Consider the following 22,379-nt stretch of genomic DNA (forward strand, 5'->3'; position numbering starts at 1 on the left):
GAGGAACAAAATGGGAAAAACAAAAAGAGTGATGATGATGGTGGCTATTCTTTTTACTTTTGCAACAGTTGTAAAGGGAAATTACTATATTGCAGAAAATACAGAAACTGAAGGTGGAGATGCTACAACTGTAAATGAAGAAGAAAGTATTGTCCCGCCGACAACTAAGGCTGATGAAACTACAAAAAAAGCATTTAAACCGCCAAAGGAAGAAACAGTAAAGCCAAAGGAAAGAGATACTGGAACAATGCCGGCGACACAGACAGAAGATATATCTACAGAGGCAAAGTATAATTCCTATGCAAATTATGAAAATGCTACACTTGCTAAAAAAAGTTCATCAGCAACATTTAGAATGGCTCAGCTGTATTTTCGTGATGGACTTTATGAAAAGGCGGTAAATCTCGCATTGAAGGATGAAAATCCTGATATTCCTGTGATGTACGTAATTGCGATTGGATCTCGGCTTATGGGGAATAATGACAGATCGATTGACTATTATGCCAGAATTTTATCGCAGGATGAAAATCAGGCTGAAGCAAAATTGGGGATAGGCATTGCCTATAAATCAAAAGGGGATTTTTCAAAGGCGTTGGGATATTTAAGAGATTATAATTCTACACATGCCGATGATGAAGTAAAAAAAGAAATTACAATATTAAATGAAATATTAGCTGGTTCAAGATAAAAAATAGGGGGGATTATTGTGGAATGGCTTAGATTAAAGGAATATGGGATGAAAAATAACCATATAAAAAAATTGATGTTGATTTTTCAAGATTTTGAAGAATTATTTTATGAGGAAAATTTTAAATTATTTAATGATGAATTAAAACATCAGCTTGATGAATCAATGAAAATTGATATGAAAGAAAGGCTCAATCTTTACGAGCGAAACAGAGTTAGAATAATTAGTGCAAATGATAAGGAATATCCAAAGAAACTAAAGGAAATAAAAGATTATCCAGTATTTTTGTACTTAAAGGGGAAAAAACTGAAGGATTATGATAAAATAAAAATTGATAAAGATAAGATTTTAGTGGAAAATAAACGGAATATAGCAGTTGTAGGTACAAGAAGAGCTACAAAATTTGGAAAAACAGCTTGTGAAAAAATTGTAAATGAACTTGTAAATTATGATGTGACCTTAATTAGCGGACTTGCAGAGGGAATTGACACAGTTGCCTTGAAAACTGCGCTTGATAAGGGAATAGAAGTTGTATCAGTAGTGGGGACTGGGCTGGATATTGTATATCCCTATGACAATCGAGGCTTGTGGGAAAGGATTGCGGAAAATGGAACTATTGTAAGTGAATATCCGTTGGGAACACAGCCTACTAGATGGACTTTTCCAAGGAGAAATCGGATTATTGCGGGAATGTCAGATGGAATTTTGGTGGCTGAAAGTTTTAAAAAAGGCGGCGCATTAATTACTGCGGAATTGGGATTTAGTATGAACCGTGAAATTTTTGCCATTCCAGGATTTATAAATTATCCATCTTTTGAAGGCTGTAATGACTTGATTAAAAATAATAAGGCGAAATTAACAACTTGTGGAAATGATATTGCGATTGAGTTTTTGTGGGATATAAAAAAGGAAAAAAGCAAATTACAGAAATTGACAGAGGAAGAGCAGATTGTTTTTGAAGTAATTACAGAAGAAGTAAGTTTTGAGCAGATATTGCAAAATGTGAAGGAAAAAATTGAGAAAAATAAATTATTTTCCGTAATTATGAGTTTAAAAATTAGAGGATTGATTACAGAAACAAATGGGGCAAAGTATATAAGGATAGTATAATTAAAGTGAGAAAATATGAGAGATTTAGGGAAGGAATAATATGGCAATAAAGTTTTCAAAAAATGAAATTTTAGAAATGATAGAGAACGCAAAATTTGATATTAGAAGTTTTTATAAACAAGATTTTGTAAACTATGCAGGGAAAACAAAAGATTCAAAAGAATATTACACAGAAATTATTGCAGAATGGTTATTGAGTCACGTTGACTTATTTAATAAGATAAAGCTAATAAATAGAGAAGGAAGTTATAGAATAGAGAGCCATGATGGAAAAATTATAAATCAAGAGTCAAATCGTGCAGAAGAAAAAATTGCTATGAAATTATTTGATTATTCGCAAAATAAGGGAGAAATTTTTGATAAATTTGGGAAAATTATAGATTATCAGACACCTTTAAAAAATATACAAACAGATGATGCTGGTAAAATAGATTTGCTTGCTTATAATGAAGACACTGACACTTTAAGAATTTTAGAATTAAAAAAATCAGATAGTAAAGAAACTATGTTAAAATGCCTGTTAGAAGTTTATACCTATTTAAAAATTGTAAATAAAGTTAAACTTTTAAAAGATTTTGGATTACCAAAAAATACGATAGTAAAAGCCTCTCCACTTGTATTTTTTGAAGGGATGCAGTATAAGGAAATGCAGGAAGACAGGAAAAATTTAAAAAAATTAATGGAAAAAATGGAAATAGAACCAGTCTATTTAATTGAAGAAAATGGAAAATATAAAGTGAAATTATAAGAATTTAGAAAATAATTTTAAAAATAAAAAAATATTTATAAATAGAGAAAGAAATAAGGAGAAATTAGAGTTGGCTAGAAAGTTAGTTATTGTTGAGTCACCGTCAAAGGCGAAAACCATTGAAAAAATACTTGGTAGAAATTATGAAGTTGTTGCATCTTATGGGCATGTGATTGATTTGCCAAAAACTAAAATTGGGATAGATGTGGAAAATAATTTTGAGCCGCAGTATAAGGTTATAAAGGGGAAAGGTGAGATTTTAAAAAAATTAAAGGAAAAGGCAAAAAAGGCAAGCAATGTTTATCTGGCTTCGGATCAGGACAGGGAAGGGGAAGCCATTGCCTGGCACATTTCAAATTACATTAAGCAGCCTGATAAAACTAGGAGAATTGAATTTAATGAGATAACTAAGACGGCTGTAAATAACGCAATTAATAGCCCAAGAGATATTAATAATAATCTTGTTAATGCACAGCAGGCCAGAAGATTGCTGGATAGAATAGTGGGATATAAAATAAGTCCGCTTCTATGGAAAATAATTAACCGTAATGCAAGTGCTGGGCGGGTTCAGTCGGTTGCACTGAAATTGATCTGTGACCTGGAAGATGAAATAAATGCATTTGTGCCGCAAAAATATTGGGAAGTCAGTGCATTAATTGAAAAGGATATTAATCTTAATTTGGTAAAAATTGCAGATGAAAAAGTGGATAAAATATTTGATGAAAAAGTTATAAAAAAATTAAAGAAAGACTTGAAAAATGAATCGCTGACACTTGAAAAAATAGAAGTTAAGAAAAAGTCACAAAGACCGCCACTTGTGTTTAAAACGAGTACACTGCAGCAGCTTGCTTCTTCATATCTTGGATATGGTGCAAGTAAAACTATGAGAATTGCGCAGCAGCTTTATGAAGGGCTTGAGATTGATGGTGAAAACAAAGGGCTTATAACTTATATGAGAACTGATTCTACAAGAATTTCCGTTGATGCAATAAATATGGCAAAGGATTATATTACCCAAAATTATGGGGAAAAATATGTGGGAAAATATGTGGTGAAAAATTCAAAGTCAAATGTTCAGGATGCCCATGAAGGAATTCGTCCATCGGATATAAATTTAGTTCCTGATGAAATAAAGGGATATTTGACAAATGAGCAGTATAAATTGTATAAATTGATTTGGGACAGATTTTTAGTTTCACAGTTTGCAGCGATGCAGTATGAGCAAATGCAAATTAATGCTGTAAATAAAGATTACCGTTTTAGAGGAACAATTAACAAAGTTATTTTTGATGGATATTACAAGATTTTTAAAGATGAAGATGAAATTAAGACTGGAGATTTTCCAGAATTAAAGGAAGGAAGCGTTCATCCAATTGAAAAATTGAACATTGAAGAAGGAATTACAAAGCCGCCAACAAGATTTTCAGAAGCGACTCTTGTTAAAAAATTAGAATCTGAAGGAATCGGACGTCCATCAACCTATGCTTCGATTGTCGAAACTTTGAAAACAAGGGAATATGTGGAAATTATTGAAAAACGTTTTTTCCCGACGTATCTGGGATATGAAGTTAAAGATGAGCTTGTGAAGAATTTTAAAGATATTATGAATGTAAAGTTTACTGCGAATATGGAAAAGGATTTGGACAAAGTTGAAGAAGGGACTGTTGAATGGGTTCAGCTTTTAAGGGATTTTTATAGTTCGCTGGAAAAGGATATTGTCAAGTTTGAAAAGGAAATTGATGAAATAAAAAATCGTAGAGTTGTGGCGGATGTGATGGATTCTGAAGGGAATCCAATGGTTTTAAAAACTGGATTGTATGGAAAATATTTGATAAGTGAAACAAATGAAAAGGAAAAAATTTCATTAAAGGGAATTCCTGTATCGCCTGAAGAGATTAGAAAGGGAGAAATCTTCGTAAAGGAAGCGGTTGAAAAACTTCAAAATAATAAAAAGGGAATCCCGACTGATTATTTTGATGAAAATGGAGTTAAATATGTATTAAAAGTTGGAAGATATGGAGAATATCTTGAAAGTGAAAATTATGAAAATGATGAAAAAAGAATGTCGCTGCCACTGGAATTGAAGCAAAAATATAGAAAAGGTTCTGTAATTGAGCTGGATGGCCTTTTGCAAATAAATGAGGAAATGAAACGGATTTCTGAAATTGACAGGAAAATAATAGAAGAAGCTGGAGTTTGCGAGTTTTGTGGAAGACCTTATGAAATAAAAACTGGAAGATTTGGAAAATTTCTTGCCTGTACAGGTTACCCAGAATGCAAGACAATAAAGAATATAAAAACTGGGAAAGTGACAAGAGTGACTGAAAAGGAAGAAAAAACAAAAACTAAAAAGGCGGTTTCTAAAAAAACAGCTAAAAAATCAACTTCCAAAGCAAAAACTAAAAAGACAGCGACAGCAAAAAAGAAGAAAACAACTAAAAAGTCATAAAGGCAAGAAGGTGAAGAAAATATGAAAAAAACTGGAATGGATAAGTTATTTGATAAATATGTAAAGAGGATTCAGTCTGGAGATACAAAGGCTATGAATGAAATTGCCCTTATTTTTCAAAATAACTATGAAGATGAAAATGCAGAAAAGTGGTTTTTAAAGGCAATTGAGGCAGGAGATTATGAATATGCTAATAATTTGGGATATTTATATGCCAATCGGCACGATTTTGAAAATGCAGAAAAGTATTATTTGATTGCAATTGAAAATAATGATTATGATGCCTTGAATAATTTGGCAATTTTGTATGAGCAATATGGGAAAATTGAAGAGGCGGAAAAATATTATTTGGAGTCGGTTGAGAAAAATTGTGAAGGTGCAGAAAAGAATCTGCTTATGTTTTACAATAGTACGGATCAGATTGAAAAAGCTAAGGATTTGTATATGCATTTAGCCTGGAAAAATGATACTGATGCAATGAATCGGTTAGGAATAATTTTTGGAAACGAAGGAAATTTTAAGGAATCAAAAAAGTGGTTCTTAAAGGCTGCAGCATTGGGAGATGAGCATGCAAAGAATAATTTGAAAGTATTGGAAGAAAATTTGAAAAAGTAAAATAGTTTTTACATTGAAAGATTTAAAATTAGGAATTTCATATTTTGGTAATAATAAAAAAATAAGAGGATTAACTTCTGTTTGTTACACAGTTGTCAATCCTTTTTTTACTTAAAATTTTTGTATTTAAGACTATTTTCCGTTATACAGCAAAACTGATTTAAAATTTAACTTAAAAGTTATGATTGCTTTGCTCAAATCCTAAGTTTATATGATTTTGAATAGGGTCAAATATAATAATGTATTTGTTTTAAATTTTTTTAACAAGAGATTCTGATTCTCCTTGACAGAAAGTAAATAAAATATATTTAAATTATAAATTTGCTATTTCAAAATAATAGTATTAATTTTCCAAGTATTCTTTATTAAATTGTATCATTTTTTCGACATTTGCAATAACTAAAAGCATATCATTTTCTAAAATTTTTTCATCTGGTAAAAGCGATATTCTAAGTTCTTCGCTTTCCCTTTTTATCCCAATTACATTCATTTCGTATTTTTTTCTCAAATTCAGTTCAATGAGATTTTTGCCTATAATTCTTTTCGGAACTTTAAATTCAAAAATCCTGTATTTTTCAGAAAATTTTAAATGTTCTGTGACATCTGGCTTTAAAAATTCAAAAGCTAAATCTATTCCAACTGTTTCATCAGGAAATGCAACTTTAGTTGCTCCAATTTTTTCCAAAACCTTTCCTTCAATTTTTGTAATAGCTTTACAAATAATAGTTTTTATTCCTAATTCTTTTAACATAACCGTGACTAATGCACTTGTTTGCAAACTGCCCTCAATACAAATAAATGCTACCTCAAAATCATCGCTATTTACCATTTTCTTTAGTGAATTTTCTTCTGTTACATCAAAAGAAACTGCTTCTCCGACGGTACCATCGTCTATTATTTGCTGTATAAGTTCCTCATTTTTGTCGATTACAAGTACAGTTTCATTGTGTCTATAAAGTGTTCTTGCAATACTTCTTCCGAATTTTCCTGCTCCTATAACTAAATATCCTGCCATTTTTCCTCCTCAAAATTATCCTATCAAAATATTTTCTTGTGGATAGGTATAATGTCCTTTTTTTAAATTTGACTTTGACAATGCCAAAGTGATTGTGAGCGGTCCAACTCTTCCAACGAACATTGTAACAATAAGTATAAATTTTGAAATATCCGAAAGACTTGGTGTCAAATCTCTAGAAAGTCCAACTGTTCCAAATGCTGAATATACTTCAAATGCCAAATCCAGAAAATTTTTATTTCTTTCAAATAAAATTAATAAAAATACACAAATTACCGTATAAATAAGTGAAATAAATAATATAGCGATTGCTTTGCTATAAATTCTCCAGCTAATACTTCTCTTGTCATATTCGACTGCATCCTTATTTTTAAGTGTTGCCAAAGTTCCTAAGACTATAAGCCCAAGCGTCGTAGTCTTTATTCCGCCACCAGTTGAGCCTGGAGAAGCGCCGATAAACATTAAAATAATAAATAAAAGTGAAGTTGACCTTTTTAGACCTAAAATTGAAATTGTGTTAAATCCAGCGGTTCTCGTTGATACACTTTGAAAAAATGATGCTTCTAATTTTTGCACAAAAGATAAGTTTCCAATCGTGCTTTTATTGGAATATTCCAAGATAAACATTGCAAATGTTCCAGCAATTATTAAAAAAATGGATATTTTAATGCTCAATTTAGTTGTCAAAGTCAGTCTTTTCTCCTTTTTCGTAAAAACATTGTAGCAATTTAAAATTGTTGAAAATCCGATTCCGCCTAGAAATATTAGAAGTGGAATTGTAATATTTATCAAAAAACTGTTTTTAAATCCGTATAAATTGTCTGAAAATAATGCAAATCCAGCATTGCAAAATGCTGACACAGAATGGAAAAGTGAATAATAAACTGCTTTAAAAAAACTAAACCTTTTTATAAATTCAAAAAATAAAACAACAGCTCCAATAAATTCAATCAAGATTACAGAAAAAATAACTTTTTTCACATATTCTTCAATTCTAAAAGTTGTGTCAATGTTTATATCTTCTTGAACTATTTTTTTGGTATAATATCCAATTTTCTTTGAAATCATAATAATTATAACTGATGTGAACGTTATAACCCCAAGTCCTCCAAGCTGTATCAAAATCAAAATTATAATTTGCCCGAAAGTATTGTAAACACTGCCAATATCAATACTAGAAAGCCCTGTCACACAAATAGCTGAAGTTGCTATAAAAAATCCATCAATCAACTTTACACTTTTTCCATAATTCACAGAAATCGGCAAAGATAATAAAATTCCGCCTAAAACTGTCACTATTACAAATGATAATAATATTGTCATATATGGTGAAAAAGATTTATTTTTAAAAAACATTTCATTTCCTCCATTCATTTTTCCTTTTTAAATTATTTAATTCTTTAAAATAAATATACCATATTCAATTTTTTTGTCAATTGTAGAAATAAAAAAAAATTTTACAAACATAAATATTTAATTGTGTAAATTTGATTTAAAGATTAAAAAAGGTTTGACAAGTTTGATTAATTGTGATAAATTTAAAAAAGTCATTTGATTTATTTAAGATAAATAATAAAAATTATCTAGGCAGTTGTAAAAGTAAAATTGAATAACAGTAGTATTTATGGTTAAGCCCCTTGTCCAAAAGTGGAGAAAAGAAGAAAATTAAATGTAAAAATACTGTATTTATCGTACTTTTCAGACTTTTACAAATGACTAAATAAAAATTATTAGAAAGGAGAGAAATACTAAAAATATGGAATTTTATAATTTTAATTATTTAGAAAACCAAAAATTTGTAACAGATAAATTTTTTCTTGTTGTAATAATTTTAGTGATAGCGTTTATATTATTTGCATTTTGGAAATGGTTTAAAGGAAGCATTTCGCTTAGAGATAAACAGCTTAGTTTACTTGGATTGATGTTTATTTTCTTATTTGCATTATATCATTATGATAATTATAGAGCGAAAAATAACGAAGAAAAAGTTTATAAAAATTCAGCGAGTGTAATTAAAAAATTGTCTGAAAAATTTAAAGTTAATGAAAATGATATTTTTATAAATACGCCTGAAATAACAGAGGATACTGTTTATAAGATAAAAGATAAATTTTATCAAATTCACTGGGTAGGAAACAATATATTAGTTGAACAAATGACAGTACCTTATGTGGATGAAGTTAAAACAATTAAAGAATAATAGCATTTAAGCTGAAAAAATATAAAAGAAAGGAAGATGATGTAATTTTGGATTTTATAATTCTTGTTGCAATAAAACTTACAATTGGATTTATTGCATTAGTTTTGTTTATGAATTTAAATGGACGCAGTCAATTGGCACCAACATCAACAGAAGATCAAATAGGTAATTATGTCCTTGGGGGAATTATCGGTGGTGTAATTTATAGTCCAAATATATCAATAATTCAATTTTTAATAGTTCTTTTAATATGGGGACTTTTAATGACAGTAACTGATTTTCTAAAAAATACAAATAAAAGCGTAAAAAAAATGATAGATGGACAAGTTGTGTACTTAATAAGAGATGGAAAAATGCTAACAGAAAATTTTGCACAAGCGACACTTTCAATTCCTGATTTTTACACAAAATTGAGAACAAAAGGTGTTACGCAAATATCAGATATAGAAGAAGCTTTTATGGAATCAAATGGACAACTTATCGTTATAAAAAAAGGTGAAGACGGTTATTCAAATTTATTAGTTTCTGAAGGGAATATACAAGAGGATAACTTGAAACATATTGGAAAAGATGATAATTGGTTGAAGGAAGAATTGGAAAAATATAACGTTACTGATCTTGGTGAACTTTTCATTGTTGAATATAGCGGTGATGGAAAACTTTTTATTGTGAAAAAATAGAAAAATTTTAAGAGAGAAAAATACTCAAATGGCGATATAGTTTGCTAGTTGAGTATTTTTTATTTTATTGCTAAAATTTTAGACACATATAAATATTAATCTAATTTTAAAAATTCAGATTGAAAAAATTATCAGATGTGATATAATATTATTGTAAAAGTAAAAATTAATTGAAAAAAAGAATTTACAGAATAAATATTTTATACTATAATAAACATAGTGAAACTAATCTAAAATCAGAAACAAAAGTTGTAACTATTTTACTCAAATCTTAAATTTGTATGATTTTTAACGGTTTAATTTTGAATGAGTTTGAGTATGTTAGTAAAAAAAGGATTGAAGGCAATATTTAAAGTAAAAAATAAAATAAATTTGAGGAGGCGGAAATAATGGGAAAAAAAGCATTAGTAATTGGAGCTGGAGGAGTATCGAATGTAGTTTGCCATAAATGTGCACAAAATTCAGAAGTATTTAGTTCGATTATGATAGCTAGCCGTACGAAGGCGAAATGTGATGAAATTAAGGAAAGAATTGAAAAAAGTAAGTATGCTGGAAGGATTGAGATTCAGACTGCACAGGTGGATGCTAATAATGTGCCTGAACTGGTGGCACTGATTAATGAATATAAGCCTGACATTGTGATAAATGTAGCTTTGCCATATCAAGACTTGACAATTATGGATGCTTGTCTGGAGACTAAGACTGATTATTTGGATACAGCGAATTATGAGCCATTGGATACTGCCAAGTTTGAGTATAAATGGCAATGGGCTTATAAGGAAAAATTTGAAAAGGCTGGAATTACGGCTATTTTGGGAAGCGGATTTGATCCAGGTGTTACAGGAGTGTTTTCAGCTTACGCGCAAAAGCATTATTTTGATGAAATAAATTATATTGATATTCTTGATGCGAATGCTGGGGATCACGGTTATCCATTTGCTACAAATTTTAATCCTGAAATTAATATTAGGGAAGTTACTGCTAACGGAAGCTACTGGGAAGATGGAAAATGGGTGGAAACAGAACCTATGGAAATTAAAAGAGTATATAATTTTCCGCAAATTGGTGAAAAAGATATGTATTTATTGCACCATGAAGAATTAGAATCACTTGCTGTAAATATTAAAGGAATTAAAAGAATCAGATTTTTTATGACTTTTGGACAAAGTTACCTAACTCATTTGAAAGTGCTAGAAAATGTTGGAATGACTTCGATTGAACCGATAGAATTTGAAGGAAAGCAAATTGTACCACTACAATTTTTGACGGCAGTATTGCCTGATCCAGCTTCGCTTGGGCCTAGAACAAAAGGTAAAACTAATATCGGAAATATTTTTAGAGGTAAAAAAGATGGGGTTGAAAAAACTTACTATGTTTATAATGTGTGTGACCATCAAGAATGCTATAAGGAAGTCAGTTCACAAGCGATTTCCTATACAACAGGCGTTCCAGCGATGATTGGGGCTGCAATGGTGCTTACTGGAGAATGGAAAAAACCAGGAGTGTTTAATGTAGAAGAAATGAATCCAGATCCATTTATGGATGCATTAAATAAATTTGGATTGCCTTGGGTTGAAGATTTTAATCCAGTATTAGTTGATTAATTATTTTGAAAGAGTAAGTTATAGGTAAATTACTGTAAAAATAATAGTTGAAGAAACATTATTGTAATATTTAATAATTATTTCTAAATTTTTTCTTTATTATTAAAAGAAAAATTTGACTAATTTGATTATATGTGGTAACATTAAAATGAGATAATTAAAATATAAATAAATAAATTGGAGGAATTAAAATGGGATTATTTGATTTATTCAAAAAAGGTAACAAAGGTGAAGAAGTTAAAAAAGAATTTGATGGGAAAGTAATAGCTCCTATTTCAGGAAATTTAATGCCTTTGTCAGAAGTGCCTGATGAAGTTTTTGCACAAAAAATGATAGGAGATGGAATTGCAATTGAACCAACTGCATCAGGTGTAATGGTTGCACCAGCTTCTGGAAGAATAGAAAAAATATTTGATACTAACCATGCTTTTAGTATTGTAACGCCTGCTGGAATCGAAATTTTCGTGCACCTTGGAATGGACACAGTTAAACTTGAAGGAAAAGGATTTGAAAGAATTGCAGAAGAAGGAGCAGTAGTAAAAGCAGGAGATCCAATTGTTAAATATGATTACGACTTCTTAAAAGCAAATGCACAATCAATTATTACACCAGTAATAATTTCAAATAGTGATGACTACAGTTCATTAAATCCAGTTGAATCTGGAAAAGCAGTAGTTGGAGAAACACTTGTATTGAATGTTGTAAAATAGTTTTAATCTCAGATTAATAAAAAATCTCTATTTAAGCAAGAAAATTCTTACTTATCTAGAGATTTTTTTTGTGAATTTATATAATTATTGCTTCCTTTATTTTTAAAATCTTTTGTCCAGTCAATGCTTTTTACAGAAATAAAGAAGATTAATCCTGCCAGTGTATTTGAAAATAAATTTCCCCAGAAAATTGAGTAAAGTCCAAGATATTTTTGAGTTACCAGGATAAAAATGTACCTTAATAGCCATATTCTTAAAATAGACATAATTAAAGGCACTTTTGTTCTTCCAAGTGCTATAAAAACTCCTTGTGAGATCATAAAAATGCTAAATCCAATTACCGAATATGTATAAATGTGCAAAGCCTTGTCGGCAATCTCAATAACTTTTGAAACTTTTGTAAAAGTGAGCACAAGAGGCATTGAAATTGGTAAAATTAAGATAATTGTTAAAATGGAAAGTATGACTCCTGTTCTCCAGCCAATTTTGAACACATCTTTAGACTTCTTCACATTCCCAGTTCCCATATTTATGCTAATCATTGAGGAAACTGTAGTTCCGATTGAAGATGGCAAAATAAAGCAGATTGCATTGATGTTAGAGGCAATTCCTTGTGCATTTAGGGCGATTGCGCCGAATTTTTCCATTTCCTTGTTTATAAGGAAAAATCCAAGATACAGGAAGGCATAGTTTAGCATTGCTGGAAAGCCGATATTTAGAAGTCTTTTTATTATAGGCAGTTTCATTGAATAATTTCTTAAATCCAGCTTGACATCTCCACTTTTTAAAAATAAATCGTAAAACATCCAGATTGTAACAACAATATAGGAAAAAAGCGAAGCCATTACTGCACCCACAATTCCCATTTTTAAAACATATAGAAAAATTGAATTAAAAATTATTTTTAAAATTAACAATAAAAAAATTCTAATAAATGTAACTTCAGGACGACCAATCGCATTTTTCGATGAATTATAAATTGCAGCCAAAAATACGAAGGGCATTACAAGTGAATACAGGGCAATGTAAATATAGACATTGTCACGAATTTCAGCGGTTGTATATTTGGAAATTATAAAGGCTGAAAATATACAGACTGGAATTATAAAAAGTCCAATAACAAAGCTGAAAACAAAAATCTGCAGCATCGTTTCCTTTACAGCCAGCATTCTTCCTTTCCCATAAAGCCTTCCAAGCATAACAAGAGTAGCCACTCCAAGCCCTTGCGACAATGCAATCATAATATTCAGTACAGGCTGGCTAAATGTAACAGAACTAGCCACTTCAACGCTTGTAAGCCTATTTAGGAATAAGCTGTCAGAAAGCGGAATAAGTGCCTGAATGATTCCAACCAGCAATGTTGGGATGGATAGGAAAAGCAGAGTATTTATAACTTTTCCGTTTAAGATCATTTCACGGCGTTCTTCATTAGATTGGGTTTTGAATATTGTTTTCATTTTTTTTCTCCTTTCTTTAAAAATTTATCGTATCTTATTATTATAGCACTTTTTTGAGAAATTTTAAAATATTTTTTTTCTTATGATTTTTTTTGTTTAGTTTGGTTAGTAAAATTTGAATTCAAATATAAAAAAAATTTATTTTTTTGGGAATTTTCTGTTTCTATAACTTGGATTTTGTTTTTTATATATAAAAATACTGTTTTTTATAACGGTAAACAAAAATAAATAAAACTTGACATTTTTTAAAAAATTGATATAATAATTATGTAAGATATTTACGGTAAACAAAAATAAGTAAAAAATTATAAAATAAAAAATTGAAGGAGTAGAATTATGGAAAAAGACTTTTTAAAAATATCTGAAAGTGAATCAGATTTTGAAAAAAAAATTGAGTTAGTAACTGAAAATATGGAAGAATTAAACATAAGTAAAGTAAATAGAATAAAAATAAAAGAGTATAAAGATTACTATGATGAAAATATGGGTTCTACAGATTCAGATTTTATAAAAACAAAAAAATGTCTTGAAATTATTAGTAAACTTGATTGGAAGAGAACTCTAAAAGAAGAAAAAATTAATATTTCTAAAATGAGAGAGTTTTTAAATAAAAAACATTATGGAATGGAAAAAGTAAAGGAAACAATTTTAGAAAGTTTAGCATTAAGATATTATATGCGAAATTCAGGGGAAAAAATGCCTATGATAATATGCTTGGCAGGTTCAGCAGGGATAGGAAAAACTTCAATAGCAGAAGCAGTATCAGAAGCTCTGGGGAGAGAATTTGAAAAGATCTCTATGAGTAGTGTGACGACAGTATTTGAATTAACAGGGCTTACAAAAGGTTATACATCAGCTGCTCCAGGAAGAATTATAAAAACTTTAGCAAAGTTTGAAAGTGATACCCCTGTAATTTTACTAGATGAAATTGATAAGATCAATAAAAAAAATTATGATGGAGATATTGAAGGAGTTTTGCTTGAAATACTAGATCCAGACCAAAATAAACGATTTAGAGATGAATATTTAGAAATAGAGTATGATTTATCAAATATTATATTTTTAGCCACTGCTAATGATCTAGGCAAGATTTCAGAACCATTAAAAAGCAGAATGGAAATTATTCATCTAGAAAGTTATAGTTTGGAGCAAAAGGTTGAAATTGCAAAAAAATATATAATTCCAAGTATAAATAAAAAAATTGCTTCCAAGTTAGTTTTTGAAGATGATATTTTGAGATACATAATTGAAAATTATACAAATGAAGATGGAGTCAGAAAATTAAAGACAATTTTGATGAAAATTTATGGAAAAATTGCTAAAGATGCATTGGAAAAGAAAGAAATTCCTCAAATTTCTCTAGAAAACATCGATTCATTTATTTGTGCAGATAAAATCCCTGATGTATCATTAAAGATAAATGCTGATGAAGAAAGTGTAGGAGAAGTAATGGGAATGGCAGTAACTTCTTTTGGAGGAAGAGCTATGCCAATTCAGACAGTTATTGTACCAGGAAATGGCAAGACAAAAATTACAGGAAATCTTTCAGATATTATGAAAGAAGGAATAGATGTAGCTATAACATACATAAGAAGTAAAAGTAAAGAATTTAATTTGAAAAATCCTGATTTTTTTGAAAAAAATGACATACACATACATTTTAGCGAAAATTCTATTCCAAAAGATGGACCTTCTGCTGGAATCGCTATTGTAACATCAATACTTTCAGCATTGAATGAAAAAGAAATGAAACATAATGTGGCTTTTACTGGAGAAATCACAATTTTGGGAAAAGTGCTCCCTGTAGGAGGAGTGGCTAGAAAGATAGAAGGAGCCTATAAATCTGGAATAAAAAGATTTTTTATTCCAAAAGAAAATGAAAGCAGTATAAATTTAATAAATAAAACAATATTAAATGATATAGAAATAGAACTTGTGGAAAATTATGAACAAATTTATTCAAAAATTTTTGCATAGTATAAAAAAGACTGATAAATAATACTATTCCCTGTTTAAAAAGGAAAAGTTATATTTTAATTAATTTAAAATAAATATTGCTAAAATTATTATTTAAATGGGGTTTAGTATAAAATTAATATTTTTAAATTTTTTGTGTGTATTAAATTTAGGAAAATTAATGCAAATAACAGTAAAAAATTCAATTAAAAATAATAAAAATTGACTTCTGTTAAAATTAATAGTATAATAATTCTGTAATTTAAAACGGTAATTGAATATAGATAAATTTTAGGAAAAACATGTAATAACTTAATAAAAAATAAAAAATATTCTATACTTTTGGCAGTAAAATATACATAAATTGCAAATTATTGTAGTTAAAAAATGTGAATTATTATTTAAATATAAATTAAATTATAGAAAAAAAAGGATGTGAAATAATGAAATTGGGAGAGAATGTAGATGTGGTTGCACCGTTAAATGTGAAAACAGCGGAGAAAGAAACAGGTTATTTACTGTTAAATCCTACTCTTATAACTAACGGCAAGATAACAGGCTTTGAAAATGCAGAAGTGCCAGACAGGTATAAAAGTGGAGAAAATAAGATTGATGATAAATATTTTATTAAAAAAGGCGATGTATTATTTCAAGCAAAAGGAAGTAAGATAGAAGTTGTGTATGTAGAAAAAGATTATGAAAATGTGTTGCCATCAACTCTTTATTTTATTTTGAGAACAAATGAAAAAATAAATCCAGAATACCTTTGCTGGTTATTAAAAACAGAATTGCTTTTATTATATTTTGAAAAAAAATTTAGAAGAATAAGTATTGTTAGAGCCATAAATAAAAGTTATCTTGTTGAATTAGATATTGAATTGCCAGAAAGGGAAGAACAAGATAGGATGGTTGAAATAATAAAAAGTTTTGAAGAAGAAGAAGATATGACGTTGCAATATTTAAAAACTAAAAAACAATATATTGAAGAAAGTATAATTTCTAAAAATGGGGTGAAAATAAATGAAGAGTGATTTGTTTGATATTTTTTTTGAAAAAATAGGTCGTTTTCGAAGAGGACGTTTTAGAGAGAGTGATAATGTAATAGAAATTCTTAAAGCTTGTCTTTTTTCATATGTAGTTTGTATAAGTAAAGTGGTTTTTGAAGAGATAGAAAATTTAAGAGATGATAATTATTTATTTTTAGAATATTTAAAACAAAATGGATTTGAGTATGATTTGGAAAAAAGTTATTCAGAAAATATGAAAATATTATCCGATAAGATAGAATTATTTAACGGATCTTATAATTTTATATTTCAAACTAAAGAATCTGAAGAGATTTTAAATAGTTTGAGGAATATGGAATTAGATTTAAAGCTTGATATTTTAAGAGGGAAATATGTAAAAATTACACAAAATTTTATAAGTAAAGTGATAAATTTACCTATTATACGAGAAGAAACAGGTGATTTTTTATTAGAAATATTTAATGAAAAAAATAATAAAATTTTATATAATGTTGAATTTTTTATATTTAATCACTTTGGGGATGTGGTAATTCACGAAAATGAAAAAAGAGAAATTTTAAAAATACTTTTTTCAATGACTAATTCTAATAATGGTAAAATAGTAATGAGTTTAGGAGCTGGAAGATTTCAAGCAAGGGAGATGATTTTAAAATTATTTAATGAAAATGATAAGATAATAGTGGATAGAAACTCTTTTAGTTATTTACCTTTAGAAGTAAGAGAAGAAGCGGTTAGAAATAATTGGATAGAAACGATAATAGCTATACCTTGTGGCGACTGGATACCTTCTTTGGAAACAGTTATATTAAATAAAAAAAGAGAATCAAAAAAAGATAATATTTTGTTTATTAGAACGGAAACTTTTTTTGAAAGAAATAATAAGATAAAACCAGAAAATTATGAGAGATTACTAGAAATATTTAAAGAAAGGAAAGAAATTAATGGAATCTCAAAAGTTGTACCGAATGAAAAGATATTACTTGAAAAATGTAGGTTATCTATTTTAAGTTATGTTTATAAAACAAAAGAAAAGGTAGATTTAAAAGAATTGGAATACAATAAAAAGGAACTTAGCAATAAAATGGAGAGAAAAAGGAAAGAGTGTGACAGTTTAATAGAAGAATATTTATTAAAAAAATAATAAAAACATAAAATTGTATATTAAAATTCTGGGAGGTGTCTTACGGATAAAGTTAAGATAGGTGTATTATCAAGTGGAGTTCAACAAAAAGATCTAAAATAATATAAAAAATTTTTTAAAGGTGTTTACAAATCAAGAAAAATTTAGTATAATGTAAAACAAGATAGAGGTGCGGTTTTTAAGAGTAGATTTATGGAGAAGGTCAATTCGATGAAATAACTTGAAAGGGGAAATCGCCGAAGTACAAAGAGTGACGAACTTTGCTACTGGGTCTATGGAGAATATCTATAGGACTGTCATTATAATGTGTAATGGTGAGCTGTCAGATATATAAATGTGATTTTGATTTTAGATTATATAATTTTATATGCTGATGTTCGTTGTCAGCATTTTTTATTTGTAGAAAAATTTACAAAAGAAATTTTTAGGAAAGGAAAATTTGTGAAAATATGAAATTATTTGGAACGGCAAAAATTAATGAAAAAGGGAATTTATCAATAGGAGGAGTTGATACGATTGAATTGGCAAAAGAGTTTAAAACGCCACTTTATGTAATGGATCAGGAATTGATTGAAACGACTATTGATAAAATGAAAGAGGCTTTTCAGTCTACAAGATTTAAAACGAGAATAGCTTATGCAGGGAAAGCATTTTTGACAACTGGAATGATTAAATTGGTTGAATCTAAAGGATTGGATTTAGATGTTGTGTCTGGTGGAGAATTGTATACGGCACATAAGGCAGGATTTCCAATGAAAAGAGTGCATTTGCATGGGAATAATAAATTGGTGAATGAGATTGAAATGGCTGTTGAATATGGGATTGATACGATTGTTGTAGATAATGAAGATGAAATTGCTAAGATTGAAAAAGTTTGTAAGGAAAAAGGTAAGAAACAAGCGGTTTTAGTGAGAATTGATCCAGGGATTGAGGCACATACACATCATTATATAAAAACTTCAGGACTTACATCAAAATTTGGGATTTCACTTTTCCAAGAAAATTTGATTGATATTGTAAAAAGATTGAATGATAGTCCATATATTGAATTTAAAGGGTTCCATACGCATATTGGTTCGCAAATATTCCAATCTGCATTCTTTATTTTTGCGTTAGATGAAATTTTCAAATATTTGGATAGATTGAAAAAAGAATTGGGAATTGTAGTTCACACAGTAAATATGGGTGGAGGATTCGGAGTTTATTACAAAAATGGAGATGATCCTAAACCAATTGAAGAAGTGCTTAGCGAAATTATAACTTATACTGAAGCAATGGAAATTAAATATCAAATTGGATTTAAAGAACTTTGCATTGAGCCAGGAAGAAGTATTGTCGGAAATGCGGGAACTACTTTGTATGAAGTTGGTGGAATTAAAGAAACTGTTGGTGGAAAAACTTATGTATTTATTGATGGAGGAATGTCAGATAATATAAGAACTGCACTTTATCAAGCTGAATATGAGGCTGGTGTTGTTAATAAAATGGAAGATACTGACACAAGAGATGTTACATTAGCTGGGAAATTGTGTGAATCAGGAGATATTATTATTCAAAATGGTAAATTGCCAAAATCGACTAAAGTTGGGGATATAGTTGCAGTTGGTACGACAGGAGCTTATTGTTATACAATGTCAAGCCACTACAATAGAATGGTTACGCCAGGAGTTGTATTTGTAAAAGACGGTAAAGCAAAAGTTGCTGTTAGAAGAGAATCTTATGAAGATTTATTGAGAAATGATGAAATTTTTGAATTATAATTTTGTTTCTTTTTGTAATGATAATTTGTAATGATAAAAAGAAAAGACAGATTGAAAGGATAGAGGTGTATTTATTGTGATTATTGTACATAAATATGGTGGAACTTCGGTTGCCACAACTGAAAAAATTATGAATATCGCTAAATATTTAGGTAGCGTAAAGGATTCAGGAAATGATGTAGTTGTAGTAGTTTCGGCTATGGGGAAAACAACTGATGCGTTGATTAAATTGGCTCATGAAATTACTGAAAATCCAGATTCTAGGGAAATGGATAGATTGATGTCGACTGGAGAGCAACAAACAATTTCGCTTTTAAGTATTGCGTTGAAAACATTGGGATATGAAGCGATTTCATTGACAGGGGCTCAAGCAGGAATAAGAACGAGTGGGCATTATATGAAAAATAAAATAGATGATATAAATGGTGATGTTATAAAAGGTCACTTGAATGAAGGAAAAATTGTTGTTGTAGCTGGATTCCAAGGAGTTAATAAAGATGGAGATGTAACTACTTTGGGGCGTGGAGGTTCTGATACTTCTGCAGTTGCACTTGCGGCAGCTTTGGGAGGAAAATGTGAGATTTATACGGATGTTGACGGAATTTATTCAATTGATCCGAGAGTGTATAGCGATGCGAAAAAATTGCCATATATTTCTTATGATGAAATGATGGAATTGGCTTATTTAGGGGCTGGAGTAATGGAGCCTAGAGCTGTTGAACTTGGTGGGAAATATGGAGTAGAAATCTATGTTGGAAAATCACTTGGTGAAAAAAATGGAACGATTATAACTTCAATTCAAAAAATAAAGGAGATTAAAGAAATGGAAGAAAAAGTAATAACTGGAGTGTCGATAAATGAAAATATATTAATGGTAAACGTGGAAGAAATTCCTACAAATGCACAAAATGTATATGAGATTTTTGAAAAAGCTGAAGCAAATGGAATAAATATTGATATGATAAGTCAAAATGATGTAACTAGCCATCATGGAAGTTTTGCGTTTACTTGTCCAAAAACTGATATAGTAGCACTTGAAAAAATTGGTAAAGAAATAGAAGCTGAATTTTCAAAGACATCATTTATAATAAACCAATATGTTACAAAAGTTTCAATTGTAGGAATTGGATTAATTAGTAATGTTGGTGTAGCTGCAAAAATGTTTAAAATCTTATCTGAAAATGATATAAGTTTTCACCAAATTTCGACTTCAGAAATTAGCATTTCGTTGGTTGTGGATGAAGTTATGGGTAAAAAAGTTGCAGAATTATTTGCTAGAGAATTTGATATATAAAAATTATTGGACTTATTCGGAAACTAAGTGCATTTAGAATTTGATAAAATAAATATTCTGAAGCAAGGATTCTTGAACTCTTATGGAAAAAATTTAGTTGTCGAGCAGGTCTGCTGAAATATCTTTTTACAGGATTGGGTTTAATATAAAAAAGGGAATTTTTATGGAAACGGTTTTAATAACAGGAGCAAGCAGCGGAATTGGCTATGAACTTGCTAAAATTTATGCAAAAAACGGGCATAATCTGGTTGTTGTGGCACGAAATAAAGATAAGCTGGAAATTTTAAAAAAAGAGATTTTTGAGGAAATTTCTAAAAATATCAAAATAACTGTAATTGAAAATGATTTGTCGTTGGAAAATGCGGCTAAAGGGCTTTATAATCAAGTGAAATCTGAAAAATTGAAAATAAATGTACTCGTGAATAATGCTGGAGTTGGGATTTATGGGAAATTTTCTGAATTTGATGAAGAAACAATGAAAAGAAATGATGCGATGATAAACTTGAATATAAAGGCAGTTGTAGAATTGACAAGACTGTTTTTAAATGATATGCTAAAGGATGGAAATGGCGGGATATTAAATGTGTCTTCAATTGCAGCTTTTATGCCAGGGCCTTTAATGAGTACGTATTATGCAAGTAAAGCCTTTGTGCAGTCGTTTACGGAAGCAGTTAGGGAAGAAGTGAGAAATGATGTTCGAGGAAAAAATATTAGAATATCGGCACTTTGTCCTGGACCGACAGATACTGGCTTTGAGAAGAGCAGCAATTTGGAGGAAAGTTCGCTGTTTGAGAGATTGAAAGTTATGACTGCGAAGAAAGTGGCTGAAATTGGGTATAAAGAGTTTCAGAAGGGAAAAGTGGTTATAATTCCTGGAATTTTCAATAGGATTGCAGTTTTTGGGACTAGATTCCTATCAAGAAAATTTGTTGTAAAAACGGCTGGAAAGTTGCAGGAGAAGAAAAATAAAAATTAATGGAGGTTTGAAATGTTAAAATTTGAGAAATATCAGGGTGCAGGGAATGATTTTGTTATTGTTAGCGAAAAAGAGCTGATTGAAAAGGGAATACCTGAATATGGAGAGTTTGCAAGCCAAGTTTGCAATAGACATTTTGGAATAGGTGCAGATGGACTGATTATTTTAAAATATGTGGCAAGTATGCCGTTTATGTTTTTCTTTAATGCAGATGGAAGTCAGGCGCCTATGTGTGGAAATGGAATAAGATGTTTTTCACATTATCTTGTAAATAATCATTTAGTCGATGGAAATGAATTTGTTGTGAAGACAGTTCCTGGAGATTTGACAATAAGGGTGAATTATGATGAGGAAAAGGATGATTTTTCTGCAAGAGTAAATATGGGAAAACCTATTTTTAACATAAAAGAATTGATAAATACAGAAAAAGAGCAGTTTTTGCGAGAAAAAATAAACATTGATGGAAAAGAAATTGAAATTTCGTATATCTTTATGGGAACTGACCATTCTGTAATATTTGTAAATGACTTTAGTGATTATGATATTGATGAAATTGGGAAAAAAATTGAAAATTATACTGATTTATTTCCTAAAAAAGTTAATGTAAATTTTGTGAAAGTGTATGACAGAAAGCGAATGGAAGTAATTACTTGGGAACGTGGAGCAGGAAGAACATTGGCTTGTGGAACAGGTGCAACAGCTTCAGCAGTGCTTGCTAGAACTTTTGGTTTTGTAGATAATAAGGTAAATGTAAAAGTACCTGGCGGACAGCTTGTTATTGAATATGAAGGTGGAGAAAATAACGCTTTTATGACTGGGCCTAGTGAAAAAATTGCTGAAGGATTGTATAAATTTCAAAGATAATTTTTTTAAATTTAGTATTAATTAAAATTTTTGAAAAAATAAAAGAATATAAAATTAAAGTAAAAATTAAGGAAAGAAGGAAAA

Annotated in this window: 19 protein-coding genes and 1 riboswitch; of the genes, 16 read left to right on the forward strand and 3 right to left on the reverse strand. The window is 29.4% G+C overall.

All coding sequences use genetic code 11. The features are described 5' to 3' along the window. Nucleotides 1-10 precede the first annotated feature (10 nt). The 5 genes from HW276_RS04900 to HW276_RS04920 all read left to right on the forward strand — a co-directional run bounded on the left by HW276_RS04900 (nucleotide 11) and on the right by HW276_RS04920 (nucleotide 5,610). Complete coding sequence (locus tag HW276_RS04900) at nucleotides 11-688, forward strand: hypothetical protein (RefSeq protein ID WP_178937633.1); 678 nt, start codon at nucleotides 11-13, stop codon at nucleotides 686-688. A gap of 18 nt (nucleotides 689-706) precedes the next feature. Next, a complete protein-coding gene (gene dprA, locus HW276_RS04905) occupies nucleotides 707-1,798 on the forward strand; it encodes a DNA-processing protein DprA (protein ID WP_178937634.1) in 1,092 nt (363 codons plus the stop codon). Between the two features lie 40 nt (nucleotides 1,799-1,838). Then, nucleotides 1,839-2,546: a hypothetical protein gene (locus tag HW276_RS04910; protein ID WP_178937635.1), complete on the forward strand. Its 708-nt coding sequence runs from the start codon at nucleotides 1,839-1,841 to the stop codon at nucleotides 2,544-2,546. Between the two features lie 70 nt (nucleotides 2,547-2,616). Next, nucleotides 2,617-4,995 (forward strand): type I DNA topoisomerase, encoded by a 2,379-nt coding sequence (gene topA / locus HW276_RS04915; protein WP_178937636.1) that lies wholly within the window; start codon nucleotides 2,617-2,619, stop codon nucleotides 4,993-4,995. A 21-nt stretch (nucleotides 4,996-5,016) separates the two neighbouring features. Further along, nucleotides 5,017-5,610 carry a tetratricopeptide repeat protein gene (locus HW276_RS04920; RefSeq protein WP_178937637.1) on the forward strand — a complete coding sequence of 198 codons (594 nt, stop codon included), beginning with the start codon at nucleotides 5,017-5,019 and terminating at the stop codon, nucleotides 5,608-5,610. A 343-nt stretch (nucleotides 5,611-5,953) separates the two neighbouring features. Here HW276_RS04920 and HW276_RS04925 read toward each other — a convergent pair whose 3' ends face one another. Continuing rightward, nucleotides 5,954-6,625, reverse strand: coding sequence for a TrkA family potassium uptake protein (locus HW276_RS04925; RefSeq protein WP_178937638.1), 672 nt, complete (start codon nucleotides 6,623-6,625; stop codon nucleotides 5,954-5,956). A gap of 15 nt (nucleotides 6,626-6,640) precedes the next feature. Then, complete coding sequence (locus tag HW276_RS04930) at nucleotides 6,641-7,981, reverse strand: TrkH family potassium uptake protein (protein WP_178937639.1); 1,341 nt, start codon at nucleotides 7,979-7,981, stop codon at nucleotides 6,641-6,643. Nucleotides 7,982-8,381: 400 nt separating this feature from the next. Between HW276_RS04930 and HW276_RS04935 the strand changes: the two genes are divergently transcribed. The 4 genes from HW276_RS04935 (at nucleotide 8,382) to HW276_RS04950 (ending at nucleotide 11,819) form a co-directional block, all read left to right on the forward strand. Beyond that, on the forward strand, nucleotides 8,382-8,825 hold the full coding sequence (locus HW276_RS04935) for a DUF3290 family protein (RefSeq protein ID WP_178937640.1): 444 nt from the start codon (nucleotides 8,382-8,384) through the stop codon (nucleotides 8,823-8,825). A 47-nt stretch (nucleotides 8,826-8,872) separates the two neighbouring features. Further along, nucleotides 8,873-9,505 (forward strand): DUF421 domain-containing protein, encoded by a 633-nt coding sequence (locus HW276_RS04940; RefSeq protein WP_178937641.1) that lies wholly within the window; start codon nucleotides 8,873-8,875, stop codon nucleotides 9,503-9,505. Nucleotides 9,506-9,894: 389 nt separating this feature from the next. Further along, nucleotides 9,895-11,109: a saccharopine dehydrogenase family protein gene (locus tag HW276_RS04945; protein WP_178937642.1), complete on the forward strand. Its 1,215-nt coding sequence runs from the start codon at nucleotides 9,895-9,897 to the stop codon at nucleotides 11,107-11,109. A gap of 191 nt (nucleotides 11,110-11,300) precedes the next feature. After that, complete coding sequence (locus HW276_RS04950; RefSeq protein ID WP_178937643.1) at nucleotides 11,301-11,819, forward strand: glucose PTS transporter subunit IIA; 519 nt, start codon at nucleotides 11,301-11,303, stop codon at nucleotides 11,817-11,819. Nucleotides 11,820-11,866: 47 nt separating this feature from the next. Here the strand turns inward: HW276_RS04950 and HW276_RS04955 are convergent, their stop codons facing one another. Continuing rightward, nucleotides 11,867-13,276 carry an MATE family efflux transporter gene (locus HW276_RS04955; protein WP_178937644.1) on the reverse strand — a complete coding sequence of 470 codons (1,410 nt, stop codon included), beginning with the start codon at nucleotides 13,274-13,276 and terminating at the stop codon, nucleotides 11,867-11,869. Nucleotides 13,277-13,612: 336 nt separating this feature from the next. Between HW276_RS04955 and HW276_RS04960 the strand changes: the two genes are divergently transcribed. The 7 genes from HW276_RS04960 to dapF all read left to right on the forward strand — a co-directional run bounded on the left by HW276_RS04960 (nucleotide 13,613) and on the right by dapF (nucleotide 22,295). Further along, nucleotides 13,613-15,253, forward strand: a complete 1,641-nt coding sequence (locus HW276_RS04960) for a S16 family serine protease (protein ID WP_178937645.1) — start codon at nucleotides 13,613-13,615, stop codon at nucleotides 15,251-15,253. 422 nt (nucleotides 15,254-15,675) lie between these two features. Then, entirely contained in the window at nucleotides 15,676-16,263 is a 588-nt protein-coding gene (locus HW276_RS04965; RefSeq protein ID WP_178937646.1) for a restriction endonuclease subunit S, read from the forward strand. Further along, nucleotides 16,253-17,401, forward strand: a complete 1,149-nt coding sequence (locus HW276_RS04970) for an N-6 DNA methylase (RefSeq protein ID WP_178937647.1) — start codon at nucleotides 16,253-16,255, stop codon at nucleotides 17,399-17,401. The genes HW276_RS04965 and HW276_RS04970 overlap by 11 nt, the downstream gene beginning before the upstream one ends. Before the next feature lie 156 nt (nucleotides 17,402-17,557). Continuing rightward, nucleotides 17,558-17,731, forward strand: a riboswitch (Lysine riboswitch). A 119-nt stretch (nucleotides 17,732-17,850) separates the two neighbouring features. Next, a complete protein-coding gene (gene lysA / locus HW276_RS04975) occupies nucleotides 17,851-19,161 on the forward strand; it encodes a diaminopimelate decarboxylase (RefSeq protein ID WP_147003444.1) in 1,311 nt (436 codons plus the stop codon). Between the two features lie 76 nt (nucleotides 19,162-19,237). Then, nucleotides 19,238-20,455, forward strand: a complete 1,218-nt coding sequence (locus HW276_RS04980; RefSeq protein ID WP_178937648.1) for an aspartate kinase — start codon at nucleotides 19,238-19,240, stop codon at nucleotides 20,453-20,455. Nucleotides 20,456-20,618: 163 nt separating this feature from the next. Next, nucleotides 20,619-21,431: an SDR family oxidoreductase gene (locus HW276_RS04985; RefSeq protein ID WP_178937649.1), complete on the forward strand. Its 813-nt coding sequence runs from the start codon at nucleotides 20,619-20,621 to the stop codon at nucleotides 21,429-21,431. A 12-nt stretch (nucleotides 21,432-21,443) separates the two neighbouring features. Further along, complete coding sequence (dapF, locus tag HW276_RS04990) at nucleotides 21,444-22,295, forward strand: diaminopimelate epimerase (RefSeq protein ID WP_178937650.1); 852 nt, start codon at nucleotides 21,444-21,446, stop codon at nucleotides 22,293-22,295. Nucleotides 22,296-22,379 lie beyond the last annotated feature (84 nt).

This window comes from Leptotrichia sp. oral taxon 417 (genome assembly GCF_013394865.1).
Taxonomy (GTDB): Bacteria; Fusobacteriota; Fusobacteriia; order Fusobacteriales; family Leptotrichiaceae; genus Leptotrichia; species Leptotrichia wadei_A.

Bases quoted from the DNA above. Each gene is read 5' to 3' on its own strand.
- HW276_RS04900 (WP_178937633.1), top strand. From the start codon at position 11: ATGGGAAAAACAAAAAGAGTGATGATGATGGTGGCTATTCTTTTTACT.
- HW276_RS04910 (WP_178937635.1), top strand. From the start codon at position 1,839: ATGGCAATAAAGTTTTCAAAAAATGAAATTTTAGAAATGATAGAGAAC.
- HW276_RS04920 (WP_178937637.1), top strand. From the start codon at position 5,017: ATGAAAAAAACTGGAATGGATAAGTTATTTGATAAATATGTAAAGAGG.
- HW276_RS04925 (WP_178937638.1), bottom strand. From the start codon at position 6,625: ATGGCAGGATATTTAGTTATAGGAGCAGGAAAATTCGGAAGAAGTATT.
- HW276_RS04930 (WP_178937639.1), bottom strand. From the start codon at position 7,981: ATGTTTTTTAAAAATAAATCTTTTTCACCATATATGACAATATTATTA.
- HW276_RS04935 (WP_178937640.1), top strand. From the start codon at position 8,382: ATGGAATTTTATAATTTTAATTATTTAGAAAACCAAAAATTTGTAACA.
- HW276_RS04945 (WP_178937642.1), top strand. From the start codon at position 9,895: ATGGGAAAAAAAGCATTAGTAATTGGAGCTGGAGGAGTATCGAATGTA.
- HW276_RS04950 (WP_178937643.1), top strand. From the start codon at position 11,301: ATGGGATTATTTGATTTATTCAAAAAAGGTAACAAAGGTGAAGAAGTT.
- HW276_RS04955 (WP_178937644.1), bottom strand. From the start codon at position 13,276: ATGAAAACAATATTCAAAACCCAATCTAATGAAGAACGCCGTGAAATG.
- HW276_RS04960 (WP_178937645.1), top strand. From the start codon at position 13,613: ATGGAAAAAGACTTTTTAAAAATATCTGAAAGTGAATCAGATTTTGAA.
- HW276_RS04965 (WP_178937646.1), top strand. From the start codon at position 15,676: ATGAAATTGGGAGAGAATGTAGATGTGGTTGCACCGTTAAATGTGAAA.
- HW276_RS04970 (WP_178937647.1), top strand. From the start codon at position 16,253: ATGAAGAGTGATTTGTTTGATATTTTTTTTGAAAAAATAGGTCGTTTT.
- lysA (WP_147003444.1), top strand. From the start codon at position 17,851: ATGAAATTATTTGGAACGGCAAAAATTAATGAAAAAGGGAATTTATCA.
- HW276_RS04985 (WP_178937649.1), top strand. From the start codon at position 20,619: ATGGAAACGGTTTTAATAACAGGAGCAAGCAGCGGAATTGGCTATGAA.
- dapF (WP_178937650.1), top strand. From the start codon at position 21,444: ATGTTAAAATTTGAGAAATATCAGGGTGCAGGGAATGATTTTGTTATT.